The following is a 17,449-nucleotide window of genomic DNA, read 5'->3' as shown; positions in this document are numbered from 1 at the left end:
GCGCCGATGATAGTGGACGGACGTCTGTGAAAGTAGGTCATCGTCAGGCTTTTATTGCGCAAAACCCCACAGGTAATCCTGTGGGGTTTTGTTTTTTTGTTTTTCGGTTTTTGGTTTTTGGTTTAAGTTTTAGTTTGAGAATTCATGAGAAAAGCCCCGCTGCTTGCAGCGGGGCTTTTCTGTTTATCGCCGCTAGTTGGACCACGAGTGTGATTACGACGCCGACAAGTACTGCTGACGGTCTATGCCATGACGCTGAAGTTTGTCGTAGAACGTCTTGCGCGGAATACCTAGCGATTCAAGCGTGGCTTTGATGTCGCCTTGATGGATTTGAAGCGCATCGCGTATCAGTTGAGCTTCAAATTGCTCCATACGCTCGGGCAGGGTTTGCTTATTGTCGGGCGCTTGTACGGGGCTGGATTTCACTGTGTCCGGGACGCCCAGGACCAGGCGTTCCGCGAAGTGGGCAAGCTCGCGCACGTTGCCGGGCCACGCGTGTGTCATCACATGCTGGGTGATTGAGCTTGGTATGTCCGGGATGTCTCGCTGGAAGCGGCGTGACGCGTGACCAAGGTAATGCGCGAACAGCAGAGGAATGTCCTCACGGCGCTCGCGCAGCGGCGGAATGCGGATGGTGACGACGTTCAGCCGGTAGAAAAGGTCTTCCCGGAATTTGCCACGTATGGAGGGGTCGCCCAGGTCTTCCTTGGTGGCTGCCACCACACGCAGGTCCAGGTTGCGAACCTCATTGCTGCCCAGCGGGGTGATCTGGCGTGATTCGAGCACGCGCAGCAGCTTCACCTGTACTGCCAACGGCATGCTTTCGATCTCGTCCAGGAAAAGAGTCCCCCCGCTGGCGTGTTCGATGCGCCCAATCCGCTTCCTCTGCGCGCCAGTGAAGGCGCCGGCTTCGTGACCGAATAACTCGCTTTCTATGACGCTTTCCGGCAATGCGCCGCAATTGATCGCAACCAGCGAACGATGGCGGCGCCGGCTCAAGCGGTGAAGCGCAGTCGCGACGACTTCTTTGCCTGTGCCCGTTTCTCCCTCTACAAGTACGTCGACATTTGCGTCGGCGATGTGGCGCAGCGTTTCCTTGATACGTTGCATCGCCGGCGTCGAGCCTATAAACGGGACCTCGTCTGCCTCGACGGCAAACGCCGCCTCCCGCAGGCGCCGATTCTCCAGCACCAGACGACGTTTTTCCGAAGCGTGATGGATGGCGGTCGTCAGCCGGTCAGGCGCATACGGCTTGGCCAAAAAGTCATAGGCGCCATCGCGCATGCACTGCACCGCCGTAGCGATATCGCCATGGCCGGTGATCAAGATGACGGGAAGCTCCGGATCGATGTCGCGCAAGCGACGGAATAATTGCAGCCCGTCGATGTCGGGCATGCGGATGTCGGTGACCACCACGCCATCAAACCCGCGATGCAGCGTCGGAAGTGCCGAGCGCGCCGAGTTGTGCGCGTCTACCGTCATGCCATGCAACTTCAATGTCTGAACGTTGGCGCGGCGCAAGTCTTCATCGTCGTCGATGAAGACGACATGCGGCGGGCCGGGCTGACCGTCGTCAAGCGGCGCGACCGCGTAGGGGGAGGTGTCGGAAGGATGGTTCATGGCGAAATGGCTGGCCGGTAATGCGCGGTGGGCGCCTTGCGTAATGTGAGTATGAAAGTGGCGCCGCCCAGGGCGCCGGGCAGAGGCGGAAACGCGGGGTCGTTCGGGTCCACGGCCAACAAGTCGCCGCCGAATTCGGCGACGATGTCGCGGCATATCACCAGCCCCAGTCCCAAGCCTTCCGCTTTTGTCGTGTAGAAAGGCGTGAAAAGGCGCGCGCGCGTGTCGGTGGCAAGGCCGGGGCCGTTGTCGCTGACCGAGAGTCGCACTGTTTCGCCCAGGTCTTGCAGCGCTACGAGCACGCGGCCGTCGGCAACGCCTTCCAGCGCTTCCATTGCGTTCTGCAGCAAATTCACCAACACCTGTTCGAGGCGAATGCGGTCGGCACGGACCAGCACATCCTGGTCGTCGGGCGGCCGTACCAGGGTGACCCCTTGCCTGCGCGCACGCGGCCCGATCAGCAGCAGTGCGCCTTCCATGGCGTCCTTCAGGCTTGTCGGCCCCACTGAGGTGCCCGCCTTGCGCGAGAATGCGCGGAGTTCGCCGGTGATGTGGCCGATGCGTTCTGTCAACGCGGCGATGGTGCCCAGGTTTTCATTGACGGCAGCCATGTCGTCGCGGCGCACGAATTCTGTCGCGTTGTCGGCGTAGGCGCGGATTGCCGCAACGGGCTGATTGATCTCGTGCGCCACCCCCGCCGCCACCTGGCCAAGCAGCGCCAGCTTACTGGCCTGGACCAGCTCGTCCTGCATGGTGTGCAAGCGGGCTTCGGCCCGCTGCCGCTCGTCCATCTCGTCCATTAACTGCTCATTGAGTTCGCTAAGCTGCGCGGTACGTTCGCCGACCAGTGCAGCCAGCTGAGCCTGCGTGGCCGCTTGCTGCTGGGCTTGCTCGCGATTGCGCTGGCGCCGGTAAAGCACGATGCCCAGCGCCGCGGCCAAGAGGCTTAGCGCAAGCAGTGCCGCCATTTGGGCGTTGGCGGTGGCCTGGTTCATGGCGGCCTGGACTGGCGACAAAAGGTGCAGCGTCCAGCCCGGAGACTCGGTGATCGGCAGCGTTGTGTGCAGCAGCGGAGCGCCTTTTGGAATCTGCGGCAACGCGTCGTCAGTGTGTACCAACTGACCATTGCCCACGGACGACAGCGGTGGCGTCAGCGGCAAGGTTTGAAAGCGGGCATCACCGAACTGGAGACTGGTGCGCAGCGTCTGTGCCAAGGCGGGAGACAGCGGCGCCAACACGTCGAACCGCCAATCCGACACGCTGCCCAGCAGCACCACGCCATGTTCGTCCGTGACGAAGATGGGCGCGATGGATTGGCGCCAGTCGGATTCCAGATCGCGAAAGTCCACCTTCAAGACGATCACACCCAACATGGCGCCTTGCGCGTCGTCCACCCGACGGGACAAGTACAGCCCGGCTTCGTGGCTGATCGTTCCCAACGCGAAATGTTCTGCCGAGCCTCGGGCAACCGCGCCTTGAAAGTACGGCCGAAACTGATAGTCCACCCCGACAAAGGTGGCGGGTTCTCGCCAATTGCTGGCTGCGATTGCCAAGCCCGTCTTGTCCAGCAGGTAGATCGCCGACGCGCCGACGCCACGCGTCAGCGTGTCGAGCTTGTCATCCAGCGATTCCACCTGAGCGGCCGAGGCGCCTTGCAACACCGCGCGCACGTCCACGTCCCGGGTCAAGACAAAGGGCAGCGCGCGGAATTTGTCGAGGTTGTTGCGCAGCAAGGCCGCGTTGATCTGCCCCGCGCTACGCGCTTGAAGCGTGGCGCTTTTGATCGCGTTCTCGCGCGCCCACTCGGTGGCCGCCTGCAACACCCCGGCCACCACGCCGATGACGACCAGCATGGCAAGCACGCGCGCGCGCCAAGGCCGGGGCGCTGGGCGGGTGGGGGACCAGGCCAGGTTTGAATGCGCGGAACCGGCAGAGGGTGCGGGGCGAGCGGCGCGAGAGGAAGGAGCTTTGGACATGATGTGCGGGTTTCCGCACATTCTAATTTGATTCTGTGTGGTTATCCGCCATTTGGTTCGCCCAATACGAAACGAAAATCGGATAAATCCTTTAACTATCAATGGCTTGCCGTCAATGTATGGCCCGCCCACGACCTGGCACGGGTCTTGCGTATGTAGCCATAAGCCGAGCCGCTTTCCGCGCGCCCGGTGAAATCGGCGTGCGGCCACTGCGCATTGCCATAAAACAGAAAACGCCCCGTCGCCCGTTGCGGCAAGGGGCATTGGTGGGGACAAATCCCGATGATCGAAATAGATCAAGGCGCGCCTGCGCGCAAGCTCAAGTTCTATCAAATCCTGTACGTGCAGGTAATTTTCGCCATCGTGATCGGGGTGCTGCTGGGCGCGTTCAAGCCTGAACTCGGCCAGCAAATGCAACCCCTGGGCGACGCCTTCATCAAGCTGGTCAAGATGATCATCGCACCGGTCATCTTCCTGACCGTGGCCTCGGGCATCGCGGCGATGAGCGACCTGAAGAAGGTTGGACGCGTGGCCGGCAAGGCCATGCTGTACTTTCTGATTTTCTCGACGCTTGCGCTGATCATCGGCATGGTGGTCAGCCATATCGTCCAGCCGGGCGCTGGCATGCATATCGACCCCAGCACCCTGGACCAGAAGGCCGTGGCGAATTTCGTGGCCAAGGCCCATGATTCGACCATCACCGGCTTCCTGATGAACATCATCCCGACGACGATCTTCAGCCCATTCGTGGGCGGGGACATTCTTCAGGTGTTGTTCGTGGCGGTGCTGTTCGGCATTTCGCTGGCCATGGTGGGCGAGCGCGGCAAGCCGATCCTGAACTTCATGACCGCATTGGCCCAGCCGATTTTCAAGCTGGTCGCCATTTTGATGAAGGCCGCGCCCATCGGTGCATTCGGCGCGATGGCGTTCACCATCGGCAAGTACGGCATCAAGTCGGTCGTGAACCTGGCCATGCTGGTCGGCACGTTCTACGCGACCTCGGTCCTGTTCGTCGTCGTGGTGCTGGGCCTGGTTGCCCGCTACAACGGCTTTTCGATTCTGAAGCTGGTGCGCTACATCCGCGAAGAACTGCTGTTGGTGCTGGGCACGAGTTCATCGGAAGCCGCGCTGCCCACGCTGATGCAGAAGATGGAACGCGCCGGCTGTTCCAAGTCGGTGGTCGGGCTGGTAGTGCCCACGGGATACTCGTTCAATCTGGACGGCACCAACATCTACATGACGATGGCCGCGCTGTTCATCGCCCAGGCCTGCGACATTCCGCTGTCGTTGGGCGACCAGATCCTGCTGCTGGCGGTTGCCATGCTCAGCTCCAAGGGTGCGGCGGGCGTGACCGGCGCCGGCTTCATTACCTTGGCTGCCACCTTGTCGGTGGTGCCGTCGGTGCCGATCGCCGGGATGACGCTGATCCTGGGCGTGGACCGCTTTATGTCCGAATGCCGCGCATTGACCAACCTGGTGGGTAACGCTACCGCCGCCGTCGTGGTGGCCCGCTGGGAGGGCGAGCTGGATCAAGAGCAATTGCACGCCGCGTTGGACGGCCAGCCTATGGCCGGTGGGCCGGCCGGCGACATGCCTGCGCCGGAAACGCATGCGGCGATCAGCCACACTGCCTGAGGCCTTAGCTGAAGCACGTCTTGCAATGAAAAATCCCCCGCGTCGGTTGCGACATGCGGGGGATTTTTTTTAGGCGCTGCGGGACGGGCCTAGCCAATCGACAATGCGATGCCGGTTCAGGGCACGTGAATGCCCGCTGTTCGCAGCAGGTTTGCCGTTTCGAATAGTGGCAAACCCATCACACCCGTATAGCTGCCGGAGATGTGCGAGATAAAGGTGCCGGCCAGCCCCTGAATGCCGTACGCGCCCGCCTTGCCGTAGGGCTCGCCGCTGTCGCAGTAGCGGCCGATTTCGTCGTCGCCCAGTTCGCGCATCTGAACCTGGGTGATGGACACGGCTTCAAGCAACTGCCCGCCCGCGCAAACCGCCACCGCCGTGTGCACCTCGTGCACCGAACCGGACAAGGCACGCAGAATCCGGAAGGCGTCTTCACGATCGGCGGGCTTGCCCAGCACGGCGCCATTCAGAATGACAGTGGTGTCGGCGGCCAGTAGCGGCAGGTCGGGCAGTGCGTGGTCGTGCATCCAGTCGCGGCCGCGCAGCGCCTTGTCACGGGCGGTGCGCTGCACGTAGTCGGCGGCGCTTTCACCTTCGTGTTGGGGTTCGTCTTCCCCCGGGGGGGCAGGCACAAGCAAGACTTTGTGCGCAAGACCGATCTGCGTTAGCAGTTCGCGCCGCCTGGGGCTGGCCGATGCCAGGTAAAGGCGGGCGGGGGAAGCGTCGGTGTCGGCGGTGTGAGACATGCGTGAACGCGTAAAAAATGGGGCGCTGCCCGGCCGGCGGTCAGGCGCGGTGGTAGGGGTGATTGGTCATGATGGCCCAGGCGCGATAGAGCTGTTCGGCCAACACCACGCGGACCATCGGATGGGGCAGGGTCAACGACGACAAGCGTAGCTGACCGCTGCACGAGGCCTTCAGGTCGGCGTCCAGGCCATCTGGCCCGCCGACGAGGAAGGCGACGTCCTGGCCACCGGCTCGCCATTGTTCCAGCTTTTGCGACAGGGCCATCGTGGTCAGGTCGCGGCCGCGCTCGTCCAGGGCCAGGCGTAGCGCGCCTGGCGGCAGCGCGGCTTCGATGCGTTTGGCTTCGGCAGCCATCATCTGGGCTGGCGTTTTGCCGGTGGTGCGCGGTTCGGGTTTGATCTCGCGCAGTTCCAGCGCGCAATCGGCGGGCAGGCGCTTGGCGTAGTCGGCCCAGGCCGTCTCGACCCAATCCGGCATACGCGTTCCCACCGCCGCAACAATCAATTTCACGGCTGGAACTCAGGCTTCGGCGTCGTCGTAGCCGCTGTCGGTGGGGATCGGCGCTACGCGGGTCGACTCCGGCAGCAGCTTCACTCGGACCGGCTTGCCACCCCAGATTTCTTCCAGGTTGTAGTACTGGCGAATCGCGGGCTGCATGATGTGCACGACCATGTCGCCCAGGTCGACGACGACCCATTCACCGGTGTCTTCACCTTCGATGGTGATGCCGGTCAGTTCAAGTGCGCGGCCACGGTCGGCCACGCTTGAAGCCAGGGCCCGGGTTTGGCGGTTGGAGGTGGCGCTGGCAATCACGACGCGATCGAACAAGCTTGTCAGATGCGTGGTGTTGTAGACCTTGATGTCTTGCGCCTTGACGTCTTCGAGGGCATCGATGACGGCGCGTTGGAGTTTCGTTATATCCATAGCTGCAAATATAACCCGCGGACGGACGGCGGATGCCGGCTCCGTGGCGTTTTCAGCGCCCGGCGGGTGTGGGTTTATCGGTAAAGTTGGTGCGCCGCAATATAGGCGGCGACCGAAGGGGCCAGCAGGCCGTCCGTGGACTCGCCCGCGGCCAGCCGGCGGCGGATGTCGGATGCGGACACCGCCATCGGGGCAAAGGGCAGTTCTTCCAGGCAGTGGCCTTGTTCTTGCAGCCAGGCGGTCAGTTCCGCCGGCGGCGTCAACGCCGTGCCGGGGCGGGTGGCCACGGCCAGGTCCACCAGGCTGGCAATGTCGCGCCAGCTGCGCCAAGTGCAGAAATTGGCAAGCTGGTCGGCACCCAGCAGCCAGACATAGCGCGCGCCCGAGGGCAGGGCGCGCAATGTGTCGATCGTGTAAGTGGGGCCGCTGCGTTCGATTTCGATTGGGTTGACGACCAGCCCGTCATGGCCGGCAATGGCCAGTTCAAGCATGTCGCGGCGTTGTTCGCCGGTGGCATGCAGGGCGGCGCGCTGCCAGGGATTGCCCGCCGGGATCAGTTCCACGGCGGCCAGATCCAGCGTGGACAGGGCGTTTTGCGCCAGCGCGACGTGGGCGACGTGGACGGGGTCGAAGCTGCCGCCCAGGAGGCCGATGCGCTTCAAACCCAATCCCGCGGCGTCAGGTACGGCGCGAGCTCGGCTTCGGGCGAGCCCGGTTCCGGGTGCCAGTCGTAGCGCCATTGCGCCATGGGCGGCATGGACAGCAGGATGGATTCGGTGCGGCCGCCCGATTGCAGGCCAAACAGCGTGCCGCGATCGAACACCAGGTTGAATTCCACGTAGCGGCCACGGCGGTACGCCTGGAAATCGCGCTCGCGCTCTGTGTAGGCCATGCCGCGCCGACGTTCGACGATGGGCAGATAGCTGTGCAGGAACGCGTCGCCTACCGACCGCGTCAAGGCGAACGAGGCGTCAAAGCCCGGCGCGTTCAGGTCGTCAAAGAAAATGCCGCCGATGCCCCGCGTTTCGTTGCGATGCTTCAGGTAGAAGTATTCGTCGCACCAGCGCTTGTAGCGCGGATAGTAGTCCGGGCCGTGGCTGGCCAGTGCGTCGCGGCACACCGTATGGAAATGGCGCGCGTCTTCTTCAAACGGGTAATACGGGGTCAGGTCAATGCCGCCGCCGAACCAGAAGATGTCGGCTTCGTCATGCCCGGGCCGGGCCGCCGCCACGAACATGCGCACGTTCATGTGGGTGGTGGGCACGTACGGGTTGCGGGGGTGCAGCACCATCGACACGCCCATCGCTTCCCAGGCGCGGCCGGCAAGCTCGGGGCGGTGGGCGCTGGCCGACGGGGGCAGCTTGGTGCCCTTGACGTGGCTGAACAGCACGCCCGCGCGTTCGAACAGCTGGCCGCCTTCCAGCAGCCGCGACAGCCCGCCGCCGCCCTCGGGCCGGACCCATTCGTCAGCACGGAACGGGCCGCCTTCCGCGGCTTCCAGCGCCTGGACGATACGGGCCTGAAGGCCGGTGAGGTAATCGCGGACAGTGGCGACGGGCAAGGCGTTCATCGGCTTTCCGCTTACGCGTTGGACTTCGGTTTCTGTTGCGACGGCTTCAGGGCGCGCCAGCCGATATCGCTACGGTATTGGCGGCCATCGAAATGGATACCGTCGATGGCTTCGTACACGCGGTCGCGCGCCATCTTGACCGAATCGCCCAGTGCCGTAACGCACAGCACGCGACCGCCGGTGGTCTTGGTTTCTTCGCCGGTCAGTTCGGTGGCGGCGTGGAACACCATGCAGTCCTCGGCATCCGCGGGCAGGCCGCGGATGACGTCGCCGGTGCGCGGAGTATTCGGGTAATTGTGCGAGGCCAGCACCACGCCCAGCGCGGTGCGGCGGTCCCAGACGATATCGGCCTGGTTCAGCGTGCCGTCCACGGCGTGCTCAAGCGCGTCCAGCAGATCGCTCTTGACGCGCATCATGATGGGCTGCGTTTCCGGGTCGCCCATGCGGCAGTTGAATTCCAGCGTCTTGATCTCGCGGTCGGGATCATCGCCCGGGGCGATCATCAGGCCGGCGTACAGGAACCCGGTATACGGAATGCCGTCGCGCGTCATGCCCTGCACGGTCGGCAGGATGATTTCGCGCATGATGCGGTGGTGCAGTTCGGGCGTAACGATCGGCGCGGGCGAATACGCGCCCATGCCGCCGGTGTTCGGGCCCTGGTCGCCGTCTTGCAGGCGCTTGTGGTCCTGGCTGGTGGCCAGCGCCAGCACGTTGCGGCCGTCGCACATGACGATGAAACTGGCTTCTTCGCCCACCAGGCATTCTTCGATGACGACGCGAGCGCCCGCGGCGCCCATCGAGCCGTCGCCCAGCATGGCGTCAACGGCGGCGTGGGCCTCTTCCAGTGTGGCCGCGACCACAACGCCCTTGCCGGCCGCCAGGCCGTCAGCCTTGATGACGATGGGGGCGCCTTCCTGGTCGATATAGGCGTGCGCCTGGACCGGGTCGGTAAAGGTGGCGTAGCGCGCGGTCGGGATGTTGTGCCGGACCATGAAGGCCTTGGCGTAGTCCTTCGAGCTTTCCAGCTGCGCGGCGGCCTTGGTGGGGCCGAAGATCTTCAGGCCACGCGCACGGAACACGTCCACGACGCCCGAGGCCAGCGGCGCTTCCGGGCCGACGACCGTCAGCGCGATTCCTTCGCGCTGGACGAAATCGGCCAGCTCCTCGGCATTGGTCAGCGGGATGTTTTCCATCTGCTCGGCCCGTTGCGTGCCGCCGTTACCCGGCGCGACGAACACCTTGTGTACGCGCGGGGAGCGGGCCAGCCGCCAGGCGAGGGCATGTTCGCGGCCGCCCGAGCCAATTACCAGGAGTTTCATGTTGCGTGATTCTGAAGGTTACCACTCTAGCCCGTGGAGAAGGCGACGGACCCGGGACCACCCGGGGCCGTTTCACATTCCAGCGCGGCGGCGGCCGGGGCCGTCGACGTGCTGAAACCGTGGGATTTACTGCGCTTCGTCGAAAATGACGGTGGTATAGACTTCCTGCACGTCGTCCAGGCCTTCCAGGGCGTCGAGCAGTTTTTGCATCTTGATGGCGTCTTCGCCTGCCAGCTCGGTTTCGTTCAGCGCCTTCATGACGATGCCGTCCACTTCCGCCTTCAGGCCCGCGTCGTCAAACGCCTTGCGTACGGCAGCGTAGTCGGCCGGCGCGCAAACGACTTCGATCACGCCTTCTTCGTCGGTCGTGACGTCTTCGGCGCCCGCATCCAATGCGGCTTCCATGACTTTGTCTTCGGGCGTGCCCGGAGCGAATACGAACTGGCCGCAGTGCTTGAACATGAACGCCACCGAGCCTTCCTGGCCCAGGTTGCCGCCGTTCTTGGCAAACGCGTGGCGAACTTCAGCCACGGTGCGGGTGCGGTTGTCGGTCATGCAGTCGACGATGACCGCCGCGCCGCCGATGCCGTAGCCTTCGTAGCGGACTTCCTCGTAGGCGTCGCCGTCGGCACCGCCGGCGCCACGCTGGATGGCGCGCTGGATGTTGTCCTTGGGCATGTTGGCGTCGGTCGCCTTGTCCCACGCCATGCGCAGACGCGGGTTGCTGTCCGGGTCGGCGCCGCCGGCGCGCGCCGCCACGGTAATTTCACGAATGATCTTGGTCCAGAGCTTTCCGCGCTTGGCGTCTTGGCGCCCTTTGCGGTGCTGAATATTGGCCCATTTGCTGTGTCCGGCCATGGCTTCCCAGGATAAATTGGCTGCAAAAAAAGCATTTTACCGTGCCGACGGGCCTAGCGCCCGGGGCAGGGCTGCCTGTGTCGATATTGCCACGCGCACAAGCCGCGCGGCAGGCTCTACACTTGGGCATCCTTTAGCTTCCCGGTCCGGAGCGCTGCCCCATGCCCAACCCCATCGTCATCGCCAAAAACGCCCAGACCGAGCTCGCGCTGCTGCCCGCCCTGGCCAACCGGCACGGTTGCATTACCGGGGCCACCGGCACGGGCAAAACCGTCACCCTGCAAGTGCTGGCCGAATCCTTTTCTCGTATCGGCACGCCAGTGTTCATGGCCGACGTCAAGGGTGACCTGACCGGTATTTCGCAGGCGGGGGCGGCCAGCCCCAAGCTGGCCGAACGCCTGAAAAGCCTGGGGCTGGACGAGCCCGTCTGGGGAGCCAGCCCCGTCACGCTCTGGGACGTCTTTGGCGAGCAAGGCCAGCCGGTGCGAGCCACCATTACCGATATGGGGCCGCTGCTGCTGTCGCGCATCCTGGAACTGAACGACACGCAGGAAGGGGTGCTGACGCTGGTGTTCAAGGTGGCTGACGACGAAGGCCAATTGTTGTTGGACCTGAAAGACCTGCGCGCCATGCTGCAAAACGTGGCGGACCGCTCGGCCGAGCTCAAGACCCGCTACGGCAACGTGTCGTCGGCCAGCGTCGGCGCCATCCAGCGCGGCCTGCTGGCGCTGGAATCGCAGGGCGCTGAAAAGTTCTTTGGCGAGCCCATGCTGGACGTCGCCGACCTGATGCGTACGGACGCGCAAGGCCGCGGCATGGTCAACGTGCTGGCCGCCGACAAGCTGATGCAGGCCCCGCGCCTGTACGCCATCTTCCTGCTGTGGTTGTTGGCCGACTTGTACGAAAAGTTGCCCGAAGTGGGCGACATGGATCAGCCCAAGCTGGTGTTCTTTTTTGATGAAGCGCACCTGCTGTTCAACGATGCGCCTGCCGCGTTGCTGAACAAGATCGAACAAGTGGTGCGGCTGGTGCGCTCCAAGGGGGTGGGCGTCTACTTCGTGACGCAAAATCCGCTGGATATTCCCGATACCGTGCTGGGGCAGCTGGGCAATCGCGTGCAGCACGCGCTGCGGGCTTTCACGCCGCGCGATCAGAAGGCCGTCAAGACCGCCGCGCAAACCATGCGCCCCAACCCGGGGCTGGACATCGAAGCCGCCATTACCGAATTGGGCGTCGGCGAGGCGCTGGTGTCGTTGCTGGATGCCAAGGGGCGCCCCTTGCCCACCGAGCGCGCCTACATCGTGCCGCCTGCCAGCCGCATCGGCCCGGCTACCGACGCCGAACGCCAGGCGTTGCGCCAGGGCAGCCCCATGGCCGCCAAGTATGAAAAGGCCATCGATCGGGAATCCGCCTATGAGGTCCTTGCCGGGCGCGCCGCCGTCCCCGCGGACCCGCCGGCCACGGCCGGCCGCAATACGAACCCTGAACCCGATGCGCCGGCCCCGGCCGAGGAGGCGGGCGGCGGCCTGATGGGCCGTCTGAACGACGTGCTGTTCGGCTCTACCGGCCCACGGGGCGGCAAGCGCGACGGCGTTGTCCAGACCATGGCCAAAAGTACGGCCCGTTCCATCGCGCGTGAACTGACACGTGGCATCCTCGGGTCGCTGCTGGGCTCAAAGACCCGGCGCTGAATCGCCCGGGGCATCCTCGACGTTACAGGCTGCGCGGCACCACCGTTTTGTAACGGGGGGTGTTGCGCCGTGGGCGTTTATGCCTATGATTCTGGGCGGTCTATCAAAGGAAAACTTAAGGAAACGTGGTGGCTAAGAAACACAAGATTGCGGTGATTCCAGGAGACGGGATTGGCAAGGAGGTCGTGCCGGAAGGCTTGAAGGTACTGGATGCCGTGGCCAAGCGCTTCGGCATCGAATTCCAGTGGGATCATTTCGACTGGAGCTGCGACTATTACGCCCAGCACGGCAAGATGATGCCGGACGACTGGAAGGCGCAAATCGGCCAACACGAGGCCATTTTCTTCGGTTCGATCGGCTGGCCCGCCACCGTGCCCGACCACGAGGCGCTGTGGGGCTCGCTGTTCAAATTCCGTCGCGAATTTGATCAATACATCAATTTGCGACCAGTGCGCCTGATGCCCGGCGTGCCCTCGCCGCTGGCGGATCGCAAGCCCGGCGACATCGATTTCTTCATCGTCCGCGAAAACACCGAAGGCGAATACTCCAATAGCGGTGGCCGTCTGTTCGAGGGCACCGAGCGCGAAGTCGTCATTCAAGAAAGCGTGTTCACGCGTATCGGTGCGGACCGCGTGCTGAAGTTTGCATTCGAGCTTGCCCAAAAGCGCGGCAAGCACCTGACCGCTGCCACCAAATCCAATGGCATTTCGATTTCCATGCCGTGGTGGGACGAGCGCGTTGCCGACATCGCCGGGAACTATCCGGACGTGCGTTGGGACAAATACCACATCGATATCCTGTGCGCGCATTTCGTGCAGCACCCGGATTGGTTCGACGTGGTGGTGGCTTCGAATTTGTTTGGCGACATTCTTTCCGACCTTGGGCCGGCTTGCACGGGCACGATCGGTATCGCACCGTCCGCGAACCTGAACCCCGAGCGCAAGTTCCCGTCCTTGTTCGAGCCGGTTCATGGATCGGCCCCGGACATCTACGGCAAGGGTATCGCCAACCCGATCGGGCAAATCTGGAGCGGCGCGCTGATGCTTGATTTCCTGGGTTACCCGCAGGCATCGGAAGCGGTGGTGAAGGCAATCGAAACCGTGTTGGCGGAGGGTCCGCGCACACGGGACATGAAGGGCACCGCGTCGACCGTCGACGTCGGCAACGCCATTGCGTCGCTGATTTCTGCCGGTTGAACGCATTAAGCGGGTACGGCCAATCAGGCTAGTTGATGGAACAATTAATCTCCCCCACTTCCGCCGCCCACGTGGGCGGTGGCCGTGCCGACCGCTTCGTGCGCAAGCTTTTCCGTTTGCTGCGTTCGCGCACGCAACGGCATAACCAGCATCTGTGGCCCTTTGTGCGGATCTGGCGTGACCGCACGGGCGCCATTTGCGGCTTCCGTGCCTTTGGCCGGTCGTTGCCCTTGACGCCCTTGTCGCAAGGGTACGACCGCGCCGACGAAACGGTGCACTTGATCCTGAGCGGCCCGTCGGTCGCCCAGATTCCGTACGACCAGCTGGACATACGCGTGGCGATGGGCGTGAATGGCGCCATCGCGCTGGCCCGCAAGTTTGATCTGCCGTTCAAGTACTACTGCATCATCGACCAGAATTTCGTGCGGGAACGCATTGAACTGGTGCGCGAAATCGTCTCCCGCGACCTGACGCTGTACGTCTTCCCGGAAGTGCTGCGCTACATCATGCAGGGCATCCCGCAGGACCAGATCCGCTGCCGCATCTGCATTATTGAAATGATCTCCGAACGCGCCTACCAGCGCAGCGCGGCGCCCGCCGTGCTCAAGCGGATTGCCGCCGCCACGCCGGACGTGCAGTTGCTGGACGCCAAGCAGGGGCTGGGCTACAGCTTTGACGCATCGCTAGGCGTGTTCGACGCCGACACCGTGGCCTACGCGGCCTTGCAGGTGCTGGTCTCAGGCGGGGCGCGGCAGGTGTTCGTGCACGGGCTGGACCTTACCGTGCAAAATGGGCTGCGCTTTTATGACGAGGGCGGCCGTCCCCAGACCAGCCGACTGGCGCGCAATTTCGCGCACCTGATTGAACCGTCGTTCCGGTTTGCCGCCGCGCAGTGGCGAGCGCGCGGCGTGTCGGTATTCAACCTGTCGCCCGTCAGCGCCTTGTCGGCCGACATCATCGAACGGCGCGATTGGCAGGCGTTCTTGAAACCGGACGCGCTGAACATGCCATAGTCGCGCACGGCCAGCGGCCGGGTAAAAAAGGGCGCCAGCGAAATCGCTGGCGCCCTTTTTATTTCACCGCGGCCCGGCGCGGCGTCAGTGCGCGCCTGCCGCCGCTTCCGCTGCACCGCCGTCCCCTGCCTTGGACGAACGGGGGCGCGCAAACCAGACCAGGCCCGTCAGCATCAAGAAGATGACGGCCGACGCATAGAACACGTCCACCGCCGACATCGTGAACGCCTGCGCGTTGATCAGGCCGTCAACCATGCTCAGGGCCTGCTGATGCGACACGCCCAGGCCGTTTTGCAACGTGTTGACCGTCTGGTCGAAAGCCTGCTGGCCAGGCTTGGCAATTTCGGTCAGCTGCGAGTGGTGCATGGTGGCGCGGTTTTCCCACAGCGTGGTGGCGATCGACGTGCCGAACGCGCCCGCCGTCAGCCGCAGGAAGTTTGACAGGCCCGACGCAGCGGGTATGCGCCAGGGTTCGATGCTGGACAGCGTGATGGACGTCAGCGGCACGAAGAACGCCGCCATTGCCGCGCCCTGGATGATGGTGGGCAGCATCAACGTGCGCACGTCGGTCTGCGTGTTGAACCCGGACCGCATGAAGCACACCAGCGCGAAGATCAGGAACGCCACGGTCACGATCTGGCGCGGGTCGCGCGTGGCCAGCATCTTGCCGACGATAGGCGTCAGCAAGATGGCCAGCAGCCCCACCGGCGCGGTCACCAGGCCGGCGTAGGTGGCGGTGTAGCCCATATTGCTTTGCAGCCACAGCGGCAGCAGCACCACGTTGCCGAAGAACACGCCGTAAGCCACGGCCAAGGTCAGTGCGCCCACGGTGAAGTTGCGGACCTTGAACAGGCGCAAGTCCACCACCGGGTGGGCGTCGGTCAATTCCCAGATCAGGAAGAATACGAACGCCACAAAGGCCGTCGCCGCCAGCGCGATGATGGTCGGGCTGGCGAACCAATCCAGTTCCTTGCCCTTGTCCAGCATGATTTGCAGCGCGCCCACCCAGACCACCAGCAACACCAGGCCCAGCTTGTCGATGGGCAGCTTGCGCGTGACCGATTCGCGGTTGCCGTAGATGCGCCAGCTGATCCAGGCGGCCAGCAAGCCCACCGGGACGTTGATGTAGAAGATCCACGGCCAGGTGTAGTTGTCGGAAATCCAGCCCCCCAGCAGCGGCCCTGCCACGGGCGCGACCAGCGTGGTCATGGACCACACCGCCAGCGCCATGCCCGCCTTGGACTTGGGGAAGCTGGCCAGCATCAGCGTTTGCGACAGCGGAATCATCGGCCCGGCCACCGCGCCCTGCAACACCCGAAACGCGATCAGCGCTTCCAGCGACGGCGCAAAGCCGCACAGCCACGAGGCCAGCACGAACAGCAACGTCGAGATCAGGAACAGACGCACCTGGCCGAAACGCTGAGTCAGCCACCCGGTCAAGGGCACCGTGATGGCGTTGGCAACGGCGAACGACGTAATGACCCAGGTGCCCTGGCTGGTGCTCACGCCCAGGTCGCCGGAAATCGTGGGGATGGACACGTTCGCAATCGACGTGTCCAGCACGTTCATGAACACCGCCGTGGACAGCGCGATGGACCCGATGATGCGGGCCGCGCCTTCCAGGGGCGGGTGGGTGCCCGGCGGGCGGGCGGGTTCGACGGGGGGCGCGCCAGCGCCCGCGGGCTGGGCGGTCGTGCTCATGATGCGAGGTTGTCGTCGATGATTTTCTTGATCATGGCGTCGACGTCGTCGTGCGCGGGTTCGAAGGCGCGCGTGGACCAGGCGGGCTCATTGCGCACGGCTTGCGTCAGCGCTTCGCCGTCTTGTTGGCCGACGTCCACTTCCACGTCCATCGACAGGCCGACGCGCAACGGGTGCGTCTTCAGGTCTTCGGGGTCGAGCAGGATGCGCACGGGCACGCGCTGCACGACCTTGATCCAGTTGCCCGTGGCGTTCTGCGCGGGCAAGAGCGCGAAGGCGCTGCCGGTGCCGGCATCCAGGCCGGCTACCTTGCCGTGATAAACGACCGAGCTGCCGTAAAGGTCGGCCACCATCTTGACCGGCTGGCCGATGCGCATCTTGCGCAGCTGGCCTTCCTTGAAGTTGGCTTCCACCCAGACCTGGTCCAGCGGCACCACGGTCATCAGCGCGGTGCCCGGGGCCACGCGCTGCCCCACTTGCGCGCTGCGGCGGGCGATGACGCCACCCACCGGCGCGGGCAGCACCGTACGCGACTGGGCCAGCCACGCGTTGCGCAAGCCCGCGGCGGCTTGCAGCACGTCGGGGTGATTGGCAACGGTCGTGCCTTGCGTCAGCGCCTGGTTGGTGGCCAGCTTGGCGCGCGAGGCGGCCAGCGCGGCGCGGGCCTGTGCCAGACCGGACTGCGCTGACTTCAGCGCGGCTTCGGCGTGCAGGATTTCTTCACCGCTGACGCCGCCCGACTTGGCCAGTTGCTGGCGGCGGGTGACGTCGCTTTGCGCGCGGGTCAGCTCGGCCTGGGCGCGCAGGATGTCGGCATTGCGCAGATCGACGTCGGCGGCCAGCGCATCGTTCTGCACGTAGTAGGTGCGAACCTGGCGCACCATCTGCGCCAGCTTGGCCTGCGCCTGTTGCAGGGCCACGTCGGTGTCGGCCGGGTCCAGGCGCACCAGCGGCTGGCCGGCGGCGACGGTTTCGGTATCGTCGGCCTCGATGGCGATCACGGTGCCGGGCACTTGCGGCGTAATCTGCACCAGGTTGCCGTGCACGTAGGCGTCGTCGGTGCTTTCAAAGTGGGCGCCAAACAGGAACCACCAGATGGCGTAGGCGATGGCGATAAGAATGAAGACGCCGGAGGCCAGCAGCAAGAGGCGTTTGCGGGCGGGATTGGCGGTGGGGGTGGCAGCGTTCATGACGTCTGAATC

15 protein-coding genes are annotated in these 17,449 nt (G+C 64.2%); 4 read left to right on the top strand and 11 right to left on the bottom strand.

Features of this window, described 5'->3' with window-relative positions:
* Positions 1–213: 213 nt before the first annotated feature.
* Complete coding sequence (locus AC0Z35_RS13380) at positions 214–1,620, bottom strand: sigma-54-dependent transcriptional regulator (protein WP_319307603.1); 1,407 nt, start codon at positions 1,618–1,620, stop codon at positions 214–216.
* The gene (locus AC0Z35_RS13375; protein WP_485132146.1) at positions 1,617–3,473 is read right to left on the bottom strand and encodes a sensor histidine kinase; all 1,857 of its coding nucleotides are present in this window, start codon (positions 3,471–3,473) and stop codon (positions 1,617–1,619) included. The genes AC0Z35_RS13380 and AC0Z35_RS13375 overlap by 4 nt, the downstream gene beginning before the upstream one ends.
* Positions 3,474–3,878: 405 nt before the next feature.
* On the opposite strand from AC0Z35_RS13375, the gene AC0Z35_RS13370 reads away from it, so the two are divergent.
* Positions 3,879–5,231 carry a dicarboxylate/amino acid:cation symporter gene (locus AC0Z35_RS13370; RefSeq protein WP_219992019.1) on the top strand — a complete coding sequence of 451 codons (1,353 nt, stop codon included), beginning with the start codon at positions 3,879–3,881 and terminating at the stop codon, positions 5,229–5,231.
* A gap of 116 nt (positions 5,232–5,347) precedes the next feature.
* On the opposite strand, the gene AC0Z35_RS13365 is transcribed toward AC0Z35_RS13370, so the two are convergent.
* The 7 genes from AC0Z35_RS13365 to AC0Z35_RS13335 form a co-directional block, all read right to left on the bottom strand.
* Entirely contained in the window at positions 5,348–5,974 is a 627-nt protein-coding gene (locus tag AC0Z35_RS13365; RefSeq protein WP_485132121.1) for a Maf family protein, read from the bottom strand.
* Positions 5,975–6,014: 40 nt separating this feature from the next.
* On the bottom strand, positions 6,015–6,485 hold the full coding sequence (gene rlmH / locus AC0Z35_RS13360; protein ID WP_006218506.1) for a 23S rRNA (pseudouridine(1915)-N(3))-methyltransferase RlmH: 471 nt from the start codon (positions 6,483–6,485) through the stop codon (positions 6,015–6,017).
* Positions 6,486–6,494: 9 nt separating this feature from the next.
* Complete coding sequence (rsfS, locus tag AC0Z35_RS13355; RefSeq protein ID WP_046807834.1) at positions 6,495–6,899, bottom strand: ribosome silencing factor; 405 nt, start codon at positions 6,897–6,899, stop codon at positions 6,495–6,497.
* A gap of 74 nt (positions 6,900–6,973) precedes the next feature.
* A complete protein-coding gene (gene nadD / locus AC0Z35_RS13350) occupies positions 6,974–7,561 on the bottom strand; it encodes a nicotinate (nicotinamide) nucleotide adenylyltransferase (protein WP_046807833.1) in 588 nt (195 codons plus the stop codon).
* Positions 7,558–8,469, bottom strand: a complete 912-nt coding sequence (gene hemF, locus AC0Z35_RS13345) for an oxygen-dependent coproporphyrinogen oxidase (protein ID WP_046807832.1) — start codon at positions 8,467–8,469, stop codon at positions 7,558–7,560. Before hemF ends, nadD begins: the two co-directional genes overlap by 4 nt.
* A gap of 11 nt (positions 8,470–8,480) precedes the next feature.
* Positions 8,481–9,788 carry a phosphoribosylamine--glycine ligase gene (gene purD / locus AC0Z35_RS13340; protein ID WP_104145737.1) on the bottom strand — a complete coding sequence of 436 codons (1,308 nt, stop codon included), beginning with the start codon at positions 9,786–9,788 and terminating at the stop codon, positions 8,481–8,483.
* Between the two features lie 126 nt (positions 9,789–9,914).
* Positions 9,915–10,646 (bottom strand): YebC/PmpR family DNA-binding transcriptional regulator, encoded by a 732-nt coding sequence (locus tag AC0Z35_RS13335; protein ID WP_046807830.1) that lies wholly within the window; start codon positions 10,644–10,646, stop codon positions 9,915–9,917.
* 161 nt (positions 10,647–10,807) lie between these two features.
* Between AC0Z35_RS13335 and AC0Z35_RS13330 the strand changes: the two genes are divergently transcribed.
* From AC0Z35_RS13330 to AC0Z35_RS13320, 3 genes are all read left to right on the top strand, one after another.
* Positions 10,808–12,337, top strand: coding sequence for a helicase HerA-like C-terminal domain-containing protein (locus tag AC0Z35_RS13330; RefSeq protein WP_120154599.1), 1,530 nt, complete (start codon positions 10,808–10,810; stop codon positions 12,335–12,337).
* A gap of 128 nt (positions 12,338–12,465) precedes the next feature.
* Positions 12,466–13,533 (top strand): tartrate dehydrogenase, encoded by a 1,068-nt coding sequence (locus AC0Z35_RS13325; protein ID WP_120154601.1) that lies wholly within the window; start codon positions 12,466–12,468, stop codon positions 13,531–13,533.
* Between the two features lie 35 nt (positions 13,534–13,568).
* Positions 13,569–14,546, top strand: coding sequence for a hypothetical protein (locus AC0Z35_RS13320; protein ID WP_104145733.1), 978 nt, complete (start codon positions 13,569–13,571; stop codon positions 14,544–14,546).
* An 84-nt stretch (positions 14,547–14,630) separates the two neighbouring features.
* On the opposite strand, the gene AC0Z35_RS13315 is transcribed toward AC0Z35_RS13320, so the two are convergent.
* Both AC0Z35_RS13315 and AC0Z35_RS13310 read right to left on the bottom strand, forming a co-directional pair.
* Positions 14,631–16,247, bottom strand: coding sequence for a DHA2 family efflux MFS transporter permease subunit (locus tag AC0Z35_RS13315; protein WP_223265034.1), 1,617 nt, complete (start codon positions 16,245–16,247; stop codon positions 14,631–14,633).
* Positions 16,244–17,437: an HlyD/EmrA/EmrK family protein gene (locus AC0Z35_RS13310; RefSeq protein WP_046803730.1), complete on the bottom strand. Its 1,194-nt coding sequence runs from the start codon at positions 17,435–17,437 to the stop codon at positions 16,244–16,246. Before AC0Z35_RS13310 ends, AC0Z35_RS13315 begins: the two co-directional genes overlap by 4 nt.
* Between the last annotated feature and the right edge of the window lie 12 nt (positions 17,438–17,449).

The organism is Achromobacter sp. 1L-A-4-B-C2, from assembly GCF_057291955.1.
Note: the sequence above shows the minus strand (reverse complement) of the source record. Positions and strands in the feature narration are given on the sequence as shown.

Coding starts and splice junctions, on each gene's coding strand:
- AC0Z35_RS13365 (WP_485132121.1), bottom strand. CDS start 5,974: ATGTCTCACACCGCCGACACCGACGCTTCCCCCGCCCGCCTTTACCTG.
- rsfS (WP_046807834.1), bottom strand. CDS start 6,899: ATGGATATAACGAAACTCCAACGCGCCGTCATCGATGCCCTCGAAGAC.
- AC0Z35_RS13335 (WP_046807830.1), bottom strand. CDS start 10,646: ATGGCCGGACACAGCAAATGGGCCAATATTCAGCACCGCAAAGGGCGC.
- purD (WP_104145737.1), bottom strand. CDS start 9,788: ATGAAACTCCTGGTAATTGGCTCGGGCGGCCGCGAACATGCCCTCGCC.
- AC0Z35_RS13370 (WP_219992019.1), top strand. CDS start 3,879: ATGATCGAAATAGATCAAGGCGCGCCTGCGCGCAAGCTCAAGTTCTAT.
- AC0Z35_RS13375 (WP_485132146.1), bottom strand. CDS start 3,473: ATGCTGGTCGTCATCGGCGTGGTGGCCGGGGTGTTGCAGGCGGCCACC.
- AC0Z35_RS13310 (WP_046803730.1), bottom strand. CDS start 17,437: ATGAACGCTGCCACCCCCACCGCCAATCCCGCCCGCAAACGCCTCTTG.
- AC0Z35_RS13380 (WP_319307603.1), bottom strand. CDS start 1,620: ATGAACCATCCTTCCGACACCTCCCCCTACGCGGTCGCGCCGCTTGAC.
- AC0Z35_RS13320 (WP_104145733.1), top strand. CDS start 13,569: ATGGAACAATTAATCTCCCCCACTTCCGCCGCCCACGTGGGCGGTGGC.
- hemF (WP_046807832.1), bottom strand. CDS start 8,469: ATGAACGCCTTGCCCGTCGCCACTGTCCGCGATTACCTCACCGGCCTT.
- AC0Z35_RS13315 (WP_223265034.1), bottom strand. CDS start 16,247: ATGAGCACGACCGCCCAGCCCGCGGGCGCTGGCGCGCCCCCCGTCGAA.
- AC0Z35_RS13330 (WP_120154599.1), top strand. CDS start 10,808: ATGCCCAACCCCATCGTCATCGCCAAAAACGCCCAGACCGAGCTCGCG.